Genomic DNA, 17,284 nt, shown 5'->3' on the forward strand with positions numbered 1-17,284 from the left:
GATGAAGGAATGCCCCGGTCCCACGACACCGACGTCGCCCTCCGTGCCGACGACCTCTCGCTCGCTCGCAGCGGCGTCCGCGTCATCGACGGGATCACGTTCTCGTTGGGCGCGGGCCAGACCCTCGTCGTGCGCGGCGCCACGGGGTCGGGCAAGACCTCGCTGGTGTCGTTGCTCGCCGGCCACCCCGACGACGGGCTCACCGTGGTCGGGGGCGACGCACGCGTGCACGGGATCTCGGCGCGCCGACCCGGGCGCGCCCGCCGGGAGTGGACGTTCCACACCGGCTACCTGCCGCAGGGCGCCGGCGCGGGGCTCCCGTCGCGCCTGACCGTGCAGGACGTCATCGCCGAGCCGATCACGAGCCGCGACCGCAAGGTCAACACCCGGGCGCTGGCCGTGCGCGTCGCGACCCTGCTCGATGAGATGGAACTGCCGCTCGGCACGGCTCCGAAGTATCCGTACGAGCTGAGCGCGGGGATGCGACAGCGCGTCGCGCTCGCCCGCGCCCTCGTGCTCGAACCGCGGCTGTTCGTCGCCGACGACCTGTACGCCAACCTCGATGTCGAGGTGCGCGCCGCCGCCCGTGCCTCGATCCTGCGCCGTCGTGACGAGCGCGGCATGGCGACACTGGTCGTCACGAACGACGCCGATGCCCCCCGTGACCTCGACGCCGACGTGCTGGTTCTGCACGCCGGGCACGCCGTCGCGTTCGGCCACAGCGTGGAGGCTCTGCAGTGGACACCCGACGGCACGCCCGAGCGACGTCTTTCGGCGGGCTGATTTTTCGCACGCCCCCGCGTGCTGTTAGTATCGTGGGGTTGCCCACCGCAAGGTGCGCATGATCCTCGGTAGCTCAATTGGCAGAGCAGTCGGCTGTTAACCGACAGGTTCTTGGTTCGAGTCCAAGCCGGGGAGCGAGAGTACCGCGTCATCTAACGTGGCTCTCACCTTAGGCCCGGGCTTCCACCCCGGGCCTTTCCTCTTTTCCGGGCGACCCTCGTCGGGCCCGGGACGGGCGAGTCGCACGTCTCGCGCTCTGAACAGCGGCCACCTGTGCGCGGCGTATGGGAGCGGTTCCATTAGACTCGCTCCGGCCGTCGCTCGGCGGCCGGAGAGGACGCCGTCGTGACCGCACCCGCAGCCCCCGCGCGCCGCGATCTCCAGGGGCTCCGGGCGTTCGCCGTCGTGGCCGTGGTCGCCACGCACCTGACGGGATGGCCGCGCGGAGGCTTCGTCGGCGTCGACGTGTTCTTCGTGCTCTCGGGGTTCCTGCTCACCGGCATCGTGCTGCGCGATCTGGACGCCTCCGGCGCCGTGCGCCTGTCGGCGTTCTTCGCCCGACGCCTCCGACGCCTTCTGCCCGCGGCCCTCGTGGTGCTGGCCGCCACCGTGGGCGCCGCCTTCGTGGTGTTCCCCGGTACCCGCGCCGAGAGCATCGTGGGCGACGCTCTCGCCGCGGTCGGCCTCGTCTCGAACTGGCGCTTCGCCCTCGAGGGACGCGACTACTTCTCCACCATCGCCGTCTCACCGCTGCAGCACTTCTGGTCGCTGTCGATCGAGGAGCAGTTCTCGCTCCTCTGGCCCCTCCTCGTCATGCTGCTCGTGCTGATGCTCCCCGTCGCGCGTCGGCGGGGTACGGGGGCGCGCGTCGCGGTGGGCCTGCTGTCGAGCGCCGTGGTGCTGGCATCCGCCGCCCTCGCCTGGGTGCAGACCCCGCTCGACCCGAGCGTGGCGTACTTCTCGACCGGAACCCGCGCGGGCGAACTCGCGACCGGCGCCGTCGTCGCGACCCTCGTGCCGCTCCTGCTCCGGATGCCGAGCCCCCTGCGCGCTCTGCTCTCGTGGGCCGGGGTGGCACTCGTCGTGGCGTCGTTCTTCGTCGTCGATCCGACGGCGCCGTTCCCCGCCCCCTGGGCCGTGCTGCCCGTCGCGGGCGCGGTGCTGGTGATCGCGGGCGGCACCGGGGGAGACCCGCGTCACCGCTCCCTCTTCGTCGTCTCGAATCCGCTGGCGGTCGCGATCGGCAACGCGTCGTACTCGCTGTACCTCTGGCACCTTCCCGTCATCGTCTTCGCCGGGGCCCTGCTGGCGCCCGGGCCCGCGGCCACCGGCATCACCGTGCTGGTGATGGTCGTGCTCACCGTTGCGACCTACCTCGGCGTCGAGCAGCCGCTGCACCGCTCGCCGTGGCTGGTCCGCCCGAACGGGGGCGCTCCGACCGCCGACGAAGTCACGGCCGCCTCGCCCCCTGCCCTCGCCGATGTCGCGGTGCCGACGCCACGGGCCGCCGCGCTCGCGTCTCGCCCCGCCGGATGGGTGCCCGGGCAGCGGTACTACCCGGGACGGCGAGCGACCGAGAGCGCGACCACCGAGGCGGTCGCTCCGGAACCGGCCCCCGCTGCAGAAATCATCCCGCCGCAGCCCGCGCCGGTGCCCACCCCGGCGCCGGCCCGGGGCTCCGGTGACTCCTGGGCCGAGTGGAGAACGCGCTTCGCCCCGCGCATCGCCCTGGCCGGCGCCACCCTGGCGATCGGGGCCGGAGCGACCGTGCTCGCGGTGTTCGTCGCGTACGGGGCGCCGGTCATCGTCGCGCCCGCCGCACCCGTCGCCGCCGCTCCCGTGGCCGACGCCGGCGCCGCCCTCGCCGCTTTGCAGGGCGAGCTCGCCGCGGCGACGACGGCGTCGAGCTGGCCCGATCTGCATCCCTCGCTCGACGAGGTGATGCGCGCCACCTCGGCCACCGATCCCGCGCACGACTGCTTCACCCCCGACATCGCTCCCGACGCCGGCCGTTGCACGTGGGGGAACGCCGACGCTCCGCGGCACCTGTACCTCGTCGGCGATTCCAGCGCGATGGCCTACGCGCCCGCCTTCCGAGCCCTCGCCGACGCGAGCGGCGGAGCGTGGCGCGTCACGACCGTCGGAATGTACGGATGCCGTTTCACCGACGCCCTCGTCGAGAGCCGCGACCCCGCGGTGACCGCCGGGTGCGCCGGGCGCAAGTCCGACATCGCCGCGATGGTCGCGGCCGACCCCGCCGACCTGCTCGTCGTGTCGAACGCCTACACGCTCGCCCGCACGGTCGACGGGCGGGACCTCAACGCCGCGGAGCTGGCATCCGGGGTCGCGAACGAGGTCTCGGGGTGGGCGCCGGCCGGGCACACCGTGTTCCTCGCGCCTCCGCCGCACGGCGCCGACCTGGGACGCTGCTACTCCCCGCTCACGGGCCCGGCGGCGTGCCTCGCCGCCGTCGACGACGTGTGGACGCAGATGCAGGCCGCCACCGAGGCGCAGGCGGCCGCCACCGGCGAGGCGGTGATCGACGCGTTGCCGTTCTCGTGCTGGCAGGGAGTGTGCCCCGCGTTCGCCGGCGACACACCCGTGCGGTACGACGACATGCACCTGACACCGGCGTTCTCCGAGCGCCTCGCGCCGATCCTGCGCGACGAGCTCTCGGCCCGCGGACTGTACTGACGGCCCCGCGCGCTCGCTCGGCTGACAGGCTGGGGGAGTGACCTCGCCCCCCGATCCCCGCTCCCTCGACCTCAACGCGCTCCGATCGCGCCTGCTCTCGGAGCGCGGTGGCACGGTCGACGACAGCATCCCGCAGCTGGCCGACGCCGATCCCGACCTGTGCGCTCTCGCCCTGGCGCTGCCCGACGGCACCGTGCGCACCAGCGCCCAGGCCGAGGTGCCGTTCAGCGTGCAGTCGGCGGTCAAACCCTTCCTCTTCGCGCTCGCCCTCGTCGACACCGACGGAGAAGCCCTCGATCTCGTGGGCATCGAACCCACCGGTGAGGCCTTCGACGCGATCAAGCTCGAAAGCGGCACCGGTCGGCCGCCGAACCCGATGGTCAACGCGGGGGCGCTGCTGACGGCCTCGCTCGTCGAGGGAGACGGTCCCGACGAGCGGAGCGCGCGGATCGCCCGGGGCCTCTCGGCCTTCGCCGGCCGCGACCTGCTCGTCGACGAGCAGGTCGCGCACAACGAGCATCTGCTCGGCGACCGCAACCACGCCCTCGCCCACCTCATGCGGGCCGAAGGCGCGCTGCAGCCCTCGGCCGACGACGCGGTGGCCGTGTACGCCCGCGCGTGCGCGACCCTCGTCGATGCCGAGACCCTCGCGGTCATGGGCGCGACCCTCGCGCTCGGCGGAGTAAACCCCCGCACCGGCGAACGCGTCGTCTCGGCGCGCGTGGCCCGCGACGTCGTCTCGGTCATGGCGACCTGCGGGGTGTATGACGGGTCGGGGCGGTGGATGCGCGCGGTCGGCGTGCCCGCCAAGTCGAGCGTGTCGGGGGCGATTGTGCTGTCGGCGCCGGGGCGTCTGGGAGCCGCGGTCGTCAGTCCGCGCCTCGACGGTCAGGGCACGAGCGTGCGCGGCCGTCGGGCGAGCGAGATGCTCAGCGACGACCTGCAGCTGCACAGCTTCTCGGTCTGAACGCGCTTCTCCACCGACACCGGAGGGCGCGCCCGGTGCATCTCGACCCGCACCGCCCGTGCGTGTGAGAGCATCGGCGTGACCCCCGATCCCCGCCTGATCTCGCAGGAGAACCGATGCCCCCTGTCGCGCGCCGACACGCCTCACGCAGCGTGTCCGTCGGCGTCGTCGCCGCCCTGGCCGCGACCCTCACGGGATGCGGGCAGGGGACGAACGTCTCCGAGGACTACGCACAGATCTGTCAGGACAACGCGACCGAGAAGCGCCTGCCCGACGACGACTGCAACAACCACGGCGGCGGGGCGCACTGGTACTTCCTTCCCCTCGGGTCGGGGAGTCGCACGGTCCCGGCCGTCGGCCAACCCGTCGCGGGGGGCGTCGACACCCTGCCGGGCGGAAAGACCGCGGCCAAAGGCATCTCGGGCGACGGCGCGAGCGTCTCGCGCGGTGGGTTCGGCGGCTCGGGGTCCGACGGAAGCCACGGCGGCTGATGCGCCGCATCGAGCTCGAGCCGCGCCCCGACTGGGAACGCACGATCAAGCAGTCCGGCCTCATCTACTCCCGCTCCCTGCGCGACGACGGCACGGCGGTCGAGTACTGGAACGACGGCGCGGCCTACGTCTTCACCCTTCCCGAGGTCGAGGAACTGGAGCGGCAGACCGAGGAGCTGCACCGCATGTGCCGCGAGGCGGCCCGCTACCTGGCATCCGGAGAACTCGGCTCGCTCGGGCTCACCCCGAAAGCGTTCGAGCTCGCGCAGTGGTCGCTCGAGCAGGACGAATCCGACGTGTACGCCCGCTTCGATCTGGCGTACGCAGGCGACGACACCCCGGCCAAGATGCTCGAGTACAACGCCGACACCCCGACCGGACTCATCGAGGCCTCGCTCACGCAGTGGTTCTGGCTGCAGGACCGCATCAAGACCGGTGCGCTCCCCGCCGACACAGACCAGTGGAACGGCCTGCACGAAGCGCTCGTCGCGCGGTGGCGCACCCTGCTGCACCGCTCGCTGAACGAGGGCGAGGGCGGTCGCCTGTTCGTCGCGCACTCGGATGCCGACATCTATGGCGAGGACTGGGACACCGTTGCCTACATGCGCGATCTCGCCGCCGAGGCGGGGTGGGAGCACACCGGCATCGAGATGAAGGACATCGGCTGGCACCACGGCGCGCGCCAGTTCGTCGGCGTTCCCGAGGCGTGGGGCTCATCCCGCAGCATCGCCGCGCTGCCCGGCGACACCCCGGGCACCCAGTACCCCGTCATCCGCAACCTCTTCAAGCTGTACCCGTGGGAAGACCTGGTCTCGGGTGAGGATCGGGTCATCGGCGACCAGGAGTTCGGCGCCCTGCTCATCGCCGGACGCGGACTGTTCGGCCGCTGGTACGAACCGGCGTGGAAGATGTTCCTCTCGAACAAGCTGCTGCTGGTCGCGCTGTGGCGGATGTACCCCGGGCACCCGAACCTGCTGCCCGCCTACGCGGACGGCCCGAACGGCATGACCGATTTCGTGGTCAAACCCGTCTTCGGCCGCGAGGGCGACGGTATCCGGGTGCACCGCGCCGACGGCAGCGTCGCCTCGAACGGTCAGGAGTACCGGCGCGAAGGCACCGGGCGCGAGCGCGTGTGGCAGCAGTACCACGAGCTGCCCGACTTCCGCGGGTCGCGGGGCAGCAATCACCCCGTGCTCGGGTCGTGGGTGGTCGACGACGAGGCGTACGGGGTCGGCATCCGCGAATCCGACGGACCCATCACCGACTACTACTGCCGCTTCGCCCCGAACATCATCGAGGGCTGAGACCGGCCGGATCGCTCAGGCGTCGATATCGTCGACGCCCGGCATCCACGAGACGCCGGGCTTGCCCCACTTGCGCTTCTTCGCGATCTTCGCGACGACCCGGCTGTCTTCGTCGTCGAGGCGGTCGACGTACAGGATGCCGTCGAGGTGATCGAACTCGTGCTGCAGGATGCGCGCGCGCCACCCGGTGACCTCGACGCGCACCGAGTGCCCGTCGAGATCGGTCCCCGTCATCAGCGCGGCCTCGGACCGTCGCAGCGGGAAGCGCTCACCGGGGAACGACAGGCACCCCTCCGACTCGTCGTCGGGATCGGGGTACCCCGGCTCGGTGGGGCGGATCCACAGCTCGGGGTTGATGACCACGCCGCGCCAGGGGAGGCCCTCGTCGTCCTCGTACGTGTAGGTGAAGATGCGCAGGCCCACACCCACCTGGGGAGCCGCGAGCCCGACACCGGGGGCGGCGTCCATGGTCTCGAACATGTCGGCCACGAGGGTGCGCACCTCGTCGGTGATCTCGTCGACGCGGGCAGCGGGGGCGTGCAGCACGGGATCGCCCATGATGCGAATCGGGAGTACGGCCACGTCTCCAGCCTAACCAGCGACCGGACCGTTATCGTCGAGGGGTGATCCCGCTCGATGTCTCCCTGACCGACGGTATCGACGATCTCGTCGGCATCTTCCGCGATCCGCGCATCCTTCTCGGCATCCCGCTCGCCCTTCTCGGCGCGGTGTTCATGTCGTTCGGAGCGCAGTACCAGCACCGGGGCGTGCAGAAGGTGGAGCGCCTGTCGGGCAAGACCACCGGCGGCCTCTCGCGCAAGCAGCTCACCTCGCTGCTGACGCGTCCGTCGTGGGTCGCGGGCACCGTGATGCTCGCGCTCGCCATCGTCTGCCAGCTCGGGGCGCTCTCGGTCGCACCGCTCATCCTGGTGCAGCCGCTGGGTGCGATCGCGCTCGTCATCACGACGGTGCTGAACGCCCGGGTCTCCCACCACAAGCCCACCCGGCAGTCGCTCATCGCGATCGCCCTGTGCGTCGGCGGCATCTTCATCTTCGTGACGATCGCCGCGTTCTTCGCCACCGAGCACGTGGTCACCGAGCGCGAGCTGCTGATCATCCTCGGCATCCTGGCCGTGGTCGTCGTGGTCTTCGGTGCCTTCTGGATGCTGGTGCGCCGCCGCGCGCAGGCCCTGTTCTACATCATGGCCGCCGGCGTCATCTACGGCTTCGTGGCCACCCTCGCCAAGGTCATCATCAGCCGCATCCAGGCCGGCAACTTCGAGTGGCTCACCCTGCTCTGCGTCGTCGCGCTGGTCGCCGCCGTCGCCGTCGGCGCCTACTTCGTGCAGACCGCCTACTCGGTCGGCCCGCCCGACCTGGTCATCGCCGGACTCACCGTGATCGACCCGATCGTGGCCGTGCTGATCGGCCTGCTGGTGCTGGGCGAGGCGTCGACCGCCCCCGCGTGGGCGTTGATCGGTTTCGTCATCGCCGGCGCGATCGCCACGTGGGGCGTCATCCAGCTCACCAAGCACCACCCGCAGATCGCCGGCGACGGCAAGCCCGCCAAGCCGCGCGTGCGCTGAGCGGGATGGGGCTTAGCCGGGCCACGGCGGCAGGCCGGCCCTGAGCCCCGCTTTTCTCGGCGGACGATGGATGCCGGTAGGCTCGTCGTCGCTGGGGGCGGTGGCCAAGCTGGTCAAGGCAGCGGGCTCATAACCCGACGATCGTGGGTTCAAGTCCCACCCGCCCTACGTTCCCCTCCGTCAGGCCGTGCATGATCGGAGGGCGTTTTCTCTGCCCTCACACCGTCGCGTGGGCTGCCGAACCATCTCCCGGACAGGACGGTAGTCCCTGGTCGGGCGGGTTCGATACGAGAAGTGGTCGCATGCGCGCCAACCGCTCACGACGAGTGGCGCAACGGTCCCGCTCCGCCCAACGCGACGCGGGACCCGCACCACCTACCGTGCGAGCGGAACGAGTTTCCCCCGCGCCCGGCAGAATCTCGCGCAACAGGTCGTCGAGGGTGACCACCCCGATCAAACGCTCGCCGTCGACGACCGTCGCCAACTGCACGCGCCCGCGCCGCATGCGCGCGAGAGCATCGTACGCCGACGCCGACGGCTCCAGCACCAGGGGCTCGCGCGCGATCTCGAGCGCCGGGGTCGTCGGGTCGACGGTGAGCGTGTCGCGCACGTGGGCGACGCGTGACGTCGCACCCGCCCCGACGAGGATGCGCAGGTGCGTCGACGAGGCGGCGACCGCCTGGATGTCGGCGACCGTCGCATCCGCGGCGACCGACGTCGGCGTGCGATCGGTGCGCACGATGTCGCCGACCGTCAGCGTCCCCAGCGCGATTGCCTGCGCGATCGGCTCGGAGTACTGCTTCTCGAGCGTGCCCGCCCGACGCGAGTGCGCCACGAGTTCGCGGATCGTGTCGGCATCCTGCCCACCGGCGGCGGCCTTGTCGACGGGCTCCACGCCCGACGCCTTCACGAGGCGGTTGGCGATGTGGTTGATCCACAGCAGGAACGGGCGCAGCGGCCAGGTGAGGGCGCGGGCCAGGATGCCGGTGGCCTTCGCCGCCGTCTCCGGGTGGGCGATCGCCCACGACTTGGGCGCCATCTCGCCGATCACGAGGTGGAGGAACGTCACCACGATCAGCGCCAGCATGAACGCGATGACCCCGGACAGAACGGGAGGGAGCCCCCACTGCTCGAGAACCGGTGCCAGGGCGTAGTCGATGGCCGGCTTGGTGATCGCGCCGAGCAGGAACGTGCAGGCGGTGATGCCCAACTGCGCGAAGGCGAGCATGACGGTCAGCTCGTTGACGCCGCGCAGGGCAGAGCGCGCCGAGGCGCTGGTCGCCGCCTCTTCTTCGAGTCGGTGACGTCGGGCGGCGAGCAGCGCGAACTCGACGATCACGAAGAACGCACTCGCGACGATGAGCGCGGTGGTGATGAGAGCGACGGTCCAGCCGTTCATCGGGCCACCTCCCCGTCGATCGCGACGACGTCGTCGGCGGGCTCGGCATCCCGGTCCACCTCGTGCAGGTCGACCTTCAGCTGCGAGGGCACGTGCCGGTCGACCTCGACGACCTCGATCGCGAGCCAGCGCTCGATGTCGAGACCCTGCACCGTCTCGGACGCACGTTCGGGCAGATCCACCCGCACGACGATGCCGACGGCCGGAAGGTCGCCGTGCGCCTCGATGACGAGACCGGCGACCGTCTCGACGTCGCCCTCGGTGAGGTCGTGGCCGATGAGTCGCTCGAGCTCGTCGAGATGCAGGTCGCCGGGAACGCTCCACGCGTCGTCGCCGACCGAGGCGGCCTCGGCGACCTCGACGTCGTGTTCGTCGGAGAGTTCGCCGATGACTTCTTCGGTCAGGTCCTCGATGGTCAGGATGCCGTCGAAGTTGCCGTACTCGTCGACGACGCACGCCAGTTCGTTGCGCGTCTGGCGCATGCGATCCAACGCGACGGGGAGCAGCATCGAGGTGGGCAGCACGACCGCGGCGCGCATGACGGCGGCCACGGGGGTCTCTTCCGACGGGTTCTCGCGCAGCACGTCGATGAGTTCGACGACACCGACGGGGGAGTCCTCGTCACCGATGACGGGGTAGCGGGTGTGCCCGGTGGCCATCAGGGCGCGCACCTCGCCCACGGTGGTCTCGGGGGTGACCGAATCGATCTGGGAACGCGGGATCATCGCGTGCTCCACATCGCGGTGCGGAAAGTCGAGGATGCGGTCGATGATCATCGACAGATCGTCGGGCAGGTCACCGCTCGCGCGGGACTCCTCGATGATGGCCTCGAGGTCGCGCGCGGTCGCGCTCTCGTCGACGTCTTCGAGCGGCTCGATGCGCAGCACCCGCAGCAGGGCGTTGGCGGCGACGTCGAAGACCGAGATCAACCAGCCGAACAGCAGGAGGTAGATGCGCGTCGGCACGGCGAGGGCGCGCGCCAGCGGCTCAGGGTCGGCGATGGCGAGGTTCTTCGGGTACAGCTCACCGAAGATCATGGTGACGATCGTGGCGAGCAACAGGGCGCCGACGGTGCCGATCAGCACCGAGACGGCCGGATCGATCCCGACCCCGCCGAGCAGCGTCCCGAGTGATTCACCGATGAGCGGTTCGGCGACGTACCCGATCAGCAGACCGGTGACGGTGATGCCGAGCTGCGCGCCCGACAACATGAACGACGTGCGCTTGGTGATGGCGAGGACGCGCTTCGCCTGGGCGTCGCCCTTCTCGGCCAACGCCGCCATGCGCGAGCGGTCGACCGACATGTACGCGAACTCCTGAGCGACGAAGAAGCCGCAGGCCACGATGATCGCCAGCGTCACGATGACGCCCACCAGGAGCGTCAAGACCGCAGCCAGCATCAGATCTCACCCCCTCTCGGAAAGAGGGGGCTCGAAGATCGGCCCTCCTGGTCGGTGGAGGTGCGGTGAGGGCTCACGGGGTTGTCTCTCTCGTGGGTCGGGTGATCGCAGATCCCTTCGATGCTACCGAGGCCGCTCGCTCGTAGCTGGGGATTCGCCTCGCCGCCGGGCTCGCTGCCGCGCGGGAACGCGAAGGGGCCGGACCGCCGAGACGGTCCGGCCCCTTCGCATCCGTGTCAGGGGACGGCGCGGCGCAACGTCGCGAACGACGACGTCGCGAGCACCGCGGTGAGCACGATCCCGCAGACCGCGAGGCCGAGGGCGCCGAGCGTGAGAACGATGTCGGCGACCCCCTGCCACGACCGCGTCACCGTGATCAGCCACACCACGAGCACGAGGAGCAGGCCGACGCCGACCAGGGTGACCGTGGTCACCAGGCCGCCGAAGCGCTTGAACACGGTGGCGGCCCAGAAGCCGATGACGAAGAAGAACATCGCCAGGGCGAAGTAGGCGACTCCCGCGGCGAGCGGACCGGCCTCCCACACCCACGGGATGTAGAAGAACCACCCGTTCATCCCGTAGCCGTTGGTCGCCCGCTCGATCATGCCGCCGAGGACGAAGACCACCGACAGCAGTGCCGCCGTCAGCGCAGCGGTCAGGAGGGTGCCGGCGAAGAAGTCGCGACGGGTGACGCTCATCGCCTGCGAGAACGGGAAAGTCCGCGTCAGGGACTGGGCGCCGATGACGCCGAAGTACCACAGGGGCGCCTGCACCCCACCGCTGATCATCACGCCGCGCGCCCCCGCCGACTGGATGATGCCGTAGAGCAGCAAGCTGATGGCGAGAGAGCCGAACAGGATGATCAGGGGGATCCAGACGAACGTCTGACGGTTGATGAGCTGAAGACGGACGACGTTCAGCGCGCGGTTCATCGCAGCGCTCCTTCCGGAAGGGTGGCGGCCGACGCGCTCGCCGCGTGCGGGGTCGCGCGGACGATGAACTCCTGCAGCGAGACGGGCGAGACCTCGAGCCGCGCCTCGGCGAGGGCGCGTCGGTCGCCCGGGGTCAGGGCGCCCAGGATCGTGACCGAGGCGACGCCTCCGAGCGCTTCCCGGTGCAGCACCTCACGGCCCACGCAGAAGGCGTCGACGGCGGCGGCGTCTCCGACGATGGTCGCGGCCCGCTCCCGCACGGCATCGGTGTCTTCGTCCATCACCACACGGCCCCCGTCGAGCACGATGACGCGTTCGAGCAGGTTGGCGACCTCGTCGATGAGGTGACTGGAGAGGATGATCGTGCGCGGGTGGGAGGAATAGTCCTCGAGCAGACGGTCGTAGAAGATCTGACGGGCCACCGCGTCGAGTCCGAGGTACGGCTCGTCGAAGAACGTGATCTCGGCGCGCGATGCCAAGCCGATGACGACCCCCACGGCCGAGAGCTGACCACGCGAGAGCTTTTTGATCGTTCGAGTCACGGGGATCTGGAACTGCCGGATGAGATCGGCGGCGAGGTCGTCGTCCCAGTTCGGGAAGAAGATCTTCGCGGCCGCGAAGGCGTGGGCGGGCTTGGCATCATCGGGATACTTCTGGCTCTCGCGCACGAAGCACATCCGCGACAGCACCCGCGGGTTCTCGTACGGGTCCTCGCCGAACACGCGCACGCTCCCCTCGGTGGCGAAGTTCTGCGCGGTCAGGATCGACATCAGGGTGGTCTTGCCGGCGCCGTTACGCCCCAGCAGGCCGTAGATGGCATCTTTCTCGATGCGGAACGACACGTCGTCCAGGGCGGCGGCGTCACGGTAGCGCTTGTGGAGGCCGGCGACCTCGATCACAGCGGTCATCGGGCGATCCCTTCGTTGGTGTGGGCGGGGGAGGAGCCGAGCGCCGCGCGCTCGCGGATGAGGTCGGCGAGATCGTCGGGGCCGAGGCCCAGCGTGCGGGCCTCGGTGAGGAGGGGCTCGACGAAGCGGTCGGCGAATGCCGAGCGGCGCTCGCCCAGGAGCTGTTCCCGTGCTCCGACCGCGACGAACATGCCGATGCCGCGTCGCTTCTGCAGCACGCCTTTGTCGACGAGCATGGTGATTCCTTTCGCTGCGGTGGCGGGGTTGATGCGGTGGAACGCCGCCAGTTCGTTGGTCGAGGGCGCACGGCTCTCTTCGGCCAGCGAACCGTCGACGATCGCGTCCTCGACGCTCTCGGCGATCTGGAGGAACAGCGCTCGGCCGTCGTCGATCATGCGACCTCCGTCTCTTGGTTACCTACTTGACTAAGTAACCATCTAACAGGGGTGATACGCGTGTCAAGAGCGAGTTCTGACACGACACGCCCGACCTGAGGATGGTCTCGCTCGAACGCGCCCCGACCTCGATCCGGGTGGCAGAATAGAGGTCCCGCATTGCCTCGCTTCCCGGCGTGGTCCCGCCCTTGCTCAACAGGTGCGCTTCGTCGCGCCAGAAATGGACCCGCCGTGGGACGCCTCATCTACCGTGACCGCGCGTCGTTCGATATCGACGACCGCATCCTCGCCCATCTCCGCATCGTCGTGATGAACAAGCTCCGCCGCAACGAGGGCTTCATGCTCCAGCTGCCGGTGAACGAGGGCGTTCGGCAGGCCAGCCTCTGGATCCACGCCTCCAACGCGCTCGTCATGCAGTTCTACGGGGGACGGGAACCCGCCATCGATCGCGAGCTCGTCGACCAGATGATGCACGACGCCAGCGGCGCCGATGGGCTCACGCTCACCGCGGCGGGCATCGCCCCACTGCCGATCGCGACCCGTCAACCCGCGGGGGTGCGCGCCGGACGCTGACCCGGTTTCGCACCGGTGGTCGTCGCGTCCGCCGGTGCGGCCGGTCGCGACGGCGCCCGGTCAGTCCGAGACCGGCAGCGTCAGCTCGAAACGCGCCCCGGCATCACGGGGAACGTTTCGTACCTCACCGCCGTGCGCTCGGGCGATCCCGCGCGCGATGGGCAGGCCGAGGCCCACGCCGCCCGAGGGCGAGCGCGCGGCGTCCAGGCGCACGAGACGGTCGAAGATGCGCTCCCGCTCCTCGGCCGGCACGCCCGGACCGTCGTCGCTGACGGCGACGGTGGCGGCGCCGCCCGTCACCGCGGCCTCGACGACGACCGTGCCGCGCCCGTTCGTCGCGCGCGCGGCGTTCTCGACCAGGTTCGACAGGACCTGCGCGATGCGCCCCGCGTCGATGCGCACCGGCACGGCGGCATCCGGAACCACCGACGACACCTGCAGCGACGGGTGCACGAGCTGGGCGCGTTCGATCTCGGCTGCCACGATCGTCCGCAGATCGACAGAGCTCCGCGTCAGCTCGAGCCCCTGATCCACCCGGGCCATCGTGAGCAGGTCGTCGACCAGACGGGAGGCGCGCTGGGCCTCGCGGGCGACGTGCGCGGCGAGCATCTCGCGCTCGGGTCCGTCGAGATCGGCCCGCACCAGCGTGTCGGCGGCGGCGCGGATGCCGGCGACCGGCGTCCGCAGCTCGTGTGCGGCATCCGAGAGGAACACGCGCAGGCGGGCCTCGGCCTCGCGCGCGGATTGCTCGGCTCCCGTGACGTCGTCGAGCATGTCGTCGAGTGCCGTCGCGACCCGACCGATCTCGGTGTCGGATCGCGTGGGGTGCAGGCGTCGCCCGCGTTCACCGGCTCCGATCGAGCGGGCCACCTCCGAGACCCGGTCCAGGGGCTGCAGCGTGCGACGCACGACGAGGGTCACCGCTCCGGCGGCCACCACGAGCACGCCGACCGAGGCGATCGCCATGATCCACCGCACCTGGCCGAGCGTCTCGCCGATCCCGGCGGCGGATGCCGTGAGGCTCAGTGTGGAACCGTCGCTCAGCGTGGAAGTCAGCGTCACGAGGTCGGCGTCGCCCGTGACGGCCGAGGCGACGACGCTCACGTCGGTCGACGCCGAGGGGAGAGGCACCGACCGCTCGGCGGGACCGGGGCCGCCGGGACCGGGCGGCCCGTCGCGCAGCTGCTCGGGGCTCGGCCCCGCGACGACCGAGTCGCCGCCCGCGCTGTCGATGCGCACCGACAGGCCCTGATCCGACAGTCGCTCGGCCAGGTCCTCGTCGTCGACCGTGCCGACGAGCGAGGCGGCCGCGGCGGCGCGGTCGCGCAGGCGCTCCTCGATCTGGCCGCGCAGGCGGGCGCCGAGGGCGACGTCGACGACGACCGAGAGCACGATGAGCAGCAGCGCGACGAGGGCGACGACCGCGACGATGGTGCGCCGCCGCAGCGACCCCGCGCGCAGCGGCCGGGTGTCGCTCACGGCGTCACGCTCAGGCGGTAGCCGAGCCCGCGCACGGTGTGGATGAGCCGGGGACCGTGCGCCTCCATCTTGCGGCGCAGCGCGCTCAGGTGCACCTCGACCAGGTTGGGGTCGTAGTCGTCGTACCCCCACACCTGCGTCAGGATCTGCGCCTTCGACAGCGTGCGACCACGACTCTCGGCGAACAGCCGCAGCAGGCGGAACTCCGTCGCGGTCAGATCGAGCGACGATCCGGCGCGGCGCGCGGTCGTGGCATCCGGATCCACCACGAGGTCGGCCACCTCGATGGTCTGCGGCAGACGACCGCGGCGACGGAGCACGGCGCTCGTACGCGCGATGAGCTCGGCCATGGTGAACGGTTTCACGACGTAATCGTCGGCGCCCTCGGCGAAGCCGCGCAGACGATCGTCGACCTCGTCGCGGGCGGTGAGCATGATGACCGCCGCGTCGCTGCGGGAGCGCACGAGCGGAAGCAACCGGATGCCGGAGGGCCCGGGCATCATCCAGTCGAGCACCACCAGGTCGGGGCGGAACATCTCGAGGCGCTCGGCGAGGTCGGTGCCGTCGGGCGCGGCCTCGGCGACGAATCCGTCGGCGCGCAGGGCGGTCGCGACGGCGACGCGGATGGTCTCGTCGTCGTCGAGCACGAGCACGCGGGCAGCAGAGGACATCCTCCCCACGCTAGGGCCCATCGCTGCATGCCCGTTATGCGAACGGCCTGGGTTGACCGCACGGTCGGCGGCTTCAGGTTCGCTTCAGTCCCCGCTCGAAGGCTGGTACTCGAGACGGTGACCGACACCGCCGCAGAAAGAGATCATGAACGACGACAACCCCACCCTCCCGCTGCCCCGCATGGACGACGCGCACGAGCCGCGTCGTCGGTCGTGGAAGCGTCCCGCCCTCATCGCCGGCGCGGTCATCGTGGCCGCCGGCCTCACCGGCGGCACCGCCGCTCTGGCGTCGTCGGGCGGCATGACGCCCGTCGCGTCGGTCACGTCGGCGCCGAGCGCCGACGGCGTCTCGCCGAGCACGACCACGCCCACCCCGGGCACGACCCCGAGCGGTGCCCCGACCGCACCGGCCGACGGTTCGGCCCCCACGCCTCCCGCCGACGGCACGGCCCCCGCGGCCCCGGGTCCCGGAGCCAAGCCGGGCGAGTGCGGACCCGGTGGTCCCGGCGCGCCGACCCCGCCCGCCGACGGCACGGCCCCGACCCCGCCCACCGACGGAACCGCCCCCACCCCGCCGACCCCGGGCTCCGGACCGGACGCCGGGGAGCGTCCCACGCCCCCGACCGACGGCACCGCTCCCACCCCTCCGGCCCCGGGCACCGAGCCCGGCACCGGCGCCACGCCTCCGGCCCAGCCCGGTTCGTGACACCTCACCCGCGCTGATCGCCGCGCCACGCCCCTCGGCGTGCAGCGCGCGGTCAGCGCGGTGGGGCACGATCGAGGGGTGGCGAACAGCACGCGGACCCGCCGCCCGACCCCCGGACGCCCCCGCGCTCGCCCTTCTCGTCGGCGTCGGCCCGCACCACGTGTTCTGCGTCGCCGGCGCATCATCGTCGGTGTGGTCGGCATCCTGCTCGCGGGCCTCGTCGTGCTGGCGATCGTGCCGCTGGCCGGCCTCGTCTCGGCTTGGAACGCCGAGACACGCCGCCAGGCCGTCGATCTGACGACGTTCGATCCCGGCACCCTCATCAGCGACGCCGACTTCTACGACGCGAACGCCCTGTCGGCCGGCGAGATCCAGGATTTCCTCGACGCACAGGTGGGTGAATGTCGCAACGATTCCTGCCTCGCGGTCCTGCGGACCACCCTTCCCCCTCGGGGGCCGATCGTCTCGGATGCCACGGGAGAGACGGTCTGCGAGGGCTACGACGGCGGGGAGCTGACGGCGGCCGAGATCATCGACCGCGTCCAGCGCGCGTGCGGCATCTCGGCGAAGGTGCTGTTGGTCACGCTGCAGAAAGAACAGAGCCTCGTCGCCGGTCGCACCGCCCGAGCCCCCGAACCGCGCGAGCTCGGAGCGGCGATGGGGGCTCGATGCCCCGACGACGCCGCGTGCGACACGGGCGCCGAGGGTTTCGCCGCCCAGGTGGCCCAGGGCGCGACCGACCTGAAGTCGTACAGCGCCTCCGACTTCATGCGGCAACCGGGAACGCACTACATCGCCTACTCGCCCGATGCCGCGTGCGGCGGCTCCGACGTGACGATCACCAACGAGGCCACCGCGGCGTTGTACAACTACACGCCCTACCAACCCAACGCCGCGGCTCTCACGGCACGCTGGGGGACGGGCGACGGGTGCTCGGCCTACGGCAACCGCAACTTCGCCCTGTACTGGGCCCTCTGGTTCGGCTGATCTGCGACG

At 71.1% G+C, this 17,284-nt stretch carries 17 protein-coding genes and 2 tRNA genes; 11 read left to right on the top strand and 8 right to left on the bottom strand.

What is annotated here, in order from left to right:
* The first annotated feature begins 9 nt into the window (after window positions 1–9).
* From BJP65_RS00900 to BJP65_RS00925, 6 genes are all read left to right on the top strand, one after another.
* The gene (locus BJP65_RS00900) at window positions 10–783 is read left to right on the top strand and encodes an ATP-binding cassette domain-containing protein (RefSeq protein WP_055837073.1); all 774 of its coding nucleotides are present in this window, start codon (window positions 10–12) and stop codon (window positions 781–783) included.
* 62 nt (window positions 784–845) lie between these two features.
* Window positions 846–918: transfer RNA gene (locus BJP65_RS00905), tRNA-Asn, on the top strand.
* A gap of 210 nt (window positions 919–1,128) precedes the next feature.
* Window positions 1,129–3,477, top strand: coding sequence for an acyltransferase family protein (locus BJP65_RS00910; protein ID WP_070407943.1), 2,349 nt, complete (start codon window positions 1,129–1,131; stop codon window positions 3,475–3,477).
* Between the two features lie 37 nt (window positions 3,478–3,514).
* On the top strand, window positions 3,515–4,444 hold the full coding sequence (gene glsA, locus BJP65_RS00915) for a glutaminase A (protein WP_070407944.1): 930 nt from the start codon (window positions 3,515–3,517) through the stop codon (window positions 4,442–4,444).
* 116 nt (window positions 4,445–4,560) lie between these two features.
* Window positions 4,561–4,935 carry a tRNA-dihydrouridine synthase gene (locus tag BJP65_RS00920; protein WP_070407945.1) on the top strand — a complete coding sequence of 125 codons (375 nt, stop codon included), beginning with the start codon at window positions 4,561–4,563 and terminating at the stop codon, window positions 4,933–4,935.
* Window positions 4,935–6,239: a glutathionylspermidine synthase family protein gene (locus tag BJP65_RS00925; protein ID WP_070407946.1), complete on the top strand. Its 1,305-nt coding sequence runs from the start codon at window positions 4,935–4,937 to the stop codon at window positions 6,237–6,239. The genes BJP65_RS00920 and BJP65_RS00925 overlap by 1 nt, the downstream gene beginning before the upstream one ends.
* A gap of 15 nt (window positions 6,240–6,254) precedes the next feature.
* Here the strand turns inward: BJP65_RS00925 and def are convergent, their stop codons facing one another.
* Window positions 6,255–6,821, bottom strand: a complete 567-nt coding sequence (gene def, locus BJP65_RS00930) for a peptide deformylase (protein ID WP_082509726.1) — start codon at window positions 6,819–6,821, stop codon at window positions 6,255–6,257.
* 41 nt (window positions 6,822–6,862) lie between these two features.
* On the opposite strand from def, the gene BJP65_RS00935 reads away from it, so the two are divergent.
* Window positions 6,863–7,825 carry a DMT family transporter gene (locus BJP65_RS00935; protein WP_181015958.1) on the top strand — a complete coding sequence of 321 codons (963 nt, stop codon included), beginning with the start codon at window positions 6,863–6,865 and terminating at the stop codon, window positions 7,823–7,825.
* Window positions 7,826–7,919: 94 nt separating this feature from the next.
* A tRNA-Ile gene (locus BJP65_RS00940) sits at window positions 7,920–7,993 on the top strand.
* Between the two features lie 49 nt (window positions 7,994–8,042).
* On the opposite strand, the gene BJP65_RS00945 is transcribed toward BJP65_RS00940, so the two are convergent.
* The 5 genes from BJP65_RS00945 to BJP65_RS00965 all read right to left on the bottom strand — a co-directional run bounded on the left by BJP65_RS00945 (window position 8,043) and on the right by BJP65_RS00965 (window position 12,859).
* Window positions 8,043–9,224 carry a CNNM domain-containing protein gene (locus BJP65_RS00945; RefSeq protein ID WP_308447288.1) on the bottom strand — a complete coding sequence of 394 codons (1,182 nt, stop codon included), beginning with the start codon at window positions 9,222–9,224 and terminating at the stop codon, window positions 8,043–8,045.
* Window positions 9,221–10,624, bottom strand: coding sequence for a hemolysin family protein (locus BJP65_RS00950; RefSeq protein ID WP_070407947.1), 1,404 nt, complete (start codon window positions 10,622–10,624; stop codon window positions 9,221–9,223). The genes BJP65_RS00945 and BJP65_RS00950 overlap by 4 nt, the downstream gene beginning before the upstream one ends.
* A gap of 236 nt (window positions 10,625–10,860) precedes the next feature.
* A complete protein-coding gene (locus BJP65_RS00955) occupies window positions 10,861–11,556 on the bottom strand; it encodes a hypothetical protein (protein ID WP_055837095.1) in 696 nt (231 codons plus the stop codon).
* Window positions 11,553–12,464 (bottom strand): ATP-binding cassette domain-containing protein, encoded by a 912-nt coding sequence (locus tag BJP65_RS00960; RefSeq protein WP_070407948.1) that lies wholly within the window; start codon window positions 12,462–12,464, stop codon window positions 11,553–11,555. The genes BJP65_RS00955 and BJP65_RS00960 overlap by 4 nt, the downstream gene beginning before the upstream one ends.
* A complete protein-coding gene (locus BJP65_RS00965) occupies window positions 12,461–12,859 on the bottom strand; it encodes a GntR family transcriptional regulator (RefSeq protein ID WP_055837101.1) in 399 nt (132 codons plus the stop codon). Before BJP65_RS00965 ends, BJP65_RS00960 begins: the two co-directional genes overlap by 4 nt.
* A 231-nt stretch (window positions 12,860–13,090) precedes the next feature.
* Between BJP65_RS00965 and BJP65_RS00970 the strand changes: the two genes are divergently transcribed.
* Window positions 13,091–13,432, top strand: coding sequence for a hypothetical protein (locus BJP65_RS00970; protein WP_070407949.1), 342 nt, complete (start codon window positions 13,091–13,093; stop codon window positions 13,430–13,432).
* A gap of 60 nt (window positions 13,433–13,492) precedes the next feature.
* On the opposite strand, the gene BJP65_RS00975 is transcribed toward BJP65_RS00970, so the two are convergent.
* Together BJP65_RS00975 and BJP65_RS00980 are read right to left on the bottom strand one after the other, a co-directional pair.
* Window positions 13,493–14,911, bottom strand: a complete 1,419-nt coding sequence (locus tag BJP65_RS00975; protein WP_070407950.1) for a HAMP domain-containing sensor histidine kinase — start codon at window positions 14,909–14,911, stop codon at window positions 13,493–13,495.
* A complete protein-coding gene (locus BJP65_RS00980) occupies window positions 14,908–15,582 on the bottom strand; it encodes a response regulator transcription factor (RefSeq protein WP_070407951.1) in 675 nt (224 codons plus the stop codon). The genes BJP65_RS00975 and BJP65_RS00980 overlap by 4 nt, the downstream gene beginning before the upstream one ends.
* Before the next feature lie 145 nt (window positions 15,583–15,727).
* On the opposite strand from BJP65_RS00980, the gene BJP65_RS16415 reads away from it, so the two are divergent.
* Both BJP65_RS16415 and BJP65_RS00990 read left to right on the top strand, forming a co-directional pair.
* Window positions 15,728–16,288, top strand: a complete 561-nt coding sequence (locus tag BJP65_RS16415; RefSeq protein ID WP_070407952.1) for a hypothetical protein — start codon at window positions 15,728–15,730, stop codon at window positions 16,286–16,288.
* 192 nt (window positions 16,289–16,480) lie between these two features.
* The gene (locus BJP65_RS00990; protein WP_083285644.1) at window positions 16,481–17,275 is read left to right on the top strand and encodes a hypothetical protein; all 795 of its coding nucleotides are present in this window, start codon (window positions 16,481–16,483) and stop codon (window positions 17,273–17,275) included.
* Window positions 17,276–17,284 lie beyond the last annotated feature (9 nt).

The organism is Microbacterium sp. BH-3-3-3 (assembly GCF_001792815.1).
In the GTDB taxonomy this organism is placed as follows: domain Bacteria; phylum Actinomycetota; class Actinomycetes; order Actinomycetales; family Microbacteriaceae; genus Microbacterium.

Bases quoted from the DNA above. Each gene is read 5' to 3' on its own strand.
- BJP65_RS00945 (WP_308447288.1), bottom strand. From the start codon at position 9,224: ATGAACGGCTGGACCGTCGCTCTCATCACCACCGCGCTCATCGTCGCG.
- BJP65_RS00920 (WP_070407945.1), top strand. From the start codon at position 4,561: ATGCCCCCTGTCGCGCGCCGACACGCCTCACGCAGCGTGTCCGTCGGC.
- BJP65_RS00960 (WP_070407948.1), bottom strand. From the start codon at position 12,464: ATGACCGCTGTGATCGAGGTCGCCGGCCTCCACAAGCGCTACCGTGAC.
- BJP65_RS00965 (WP_055837101.1), bottom strand. From the start codon at position 12,859: ATGATCGACGACGGCCGAGCGCTGTTCCTCCAGATCGCCGAGAGCGTC.
- BJP65_RS00955 (WP_055837095.1), bottom strand. From the start codon at position 11,556: ATGAACCGCGCGCTGAACGTCGTCCGTCTTCAGCTCATCAACCGTCAG.
- BJP65_RS16415 (WP_070407952.1), top strand. From the start codon at position 15,728: ATGAACGACGACAACCCCACCCTCCCGCTGCCCCGCATGGACGACGCG.
- BJP65_RS00950 (WP_070407947.1), bottom strand. From the start codon at position 10,624: ATGCTGGCTGCGGTCTTGACGCTCCTGGTGGGCGTCATCGTGACGCTG.
- BJP65_RS00900 (WP_055837073.1), top strand. From the start codon at position 10: ATGCCCCGGTCCCACGACACCGACGTCGCCCTCCGTGCCGACGACCTC.
- BJP65_RS00925 (WP_070407946.1), top strand. From the start codon at position 4,935: ATGCGCCGCATCGAGCTCGAGCCGCGCCCCGACTGGGAACGCACGATC.
- BJP65_RS00980 (WP_070407951.1), bottom strand. From the start codon at position 15,582: ATGTCCTCTGCTGCCCGCGTGCTCGTGCTCGACGACGACGAGACCATC.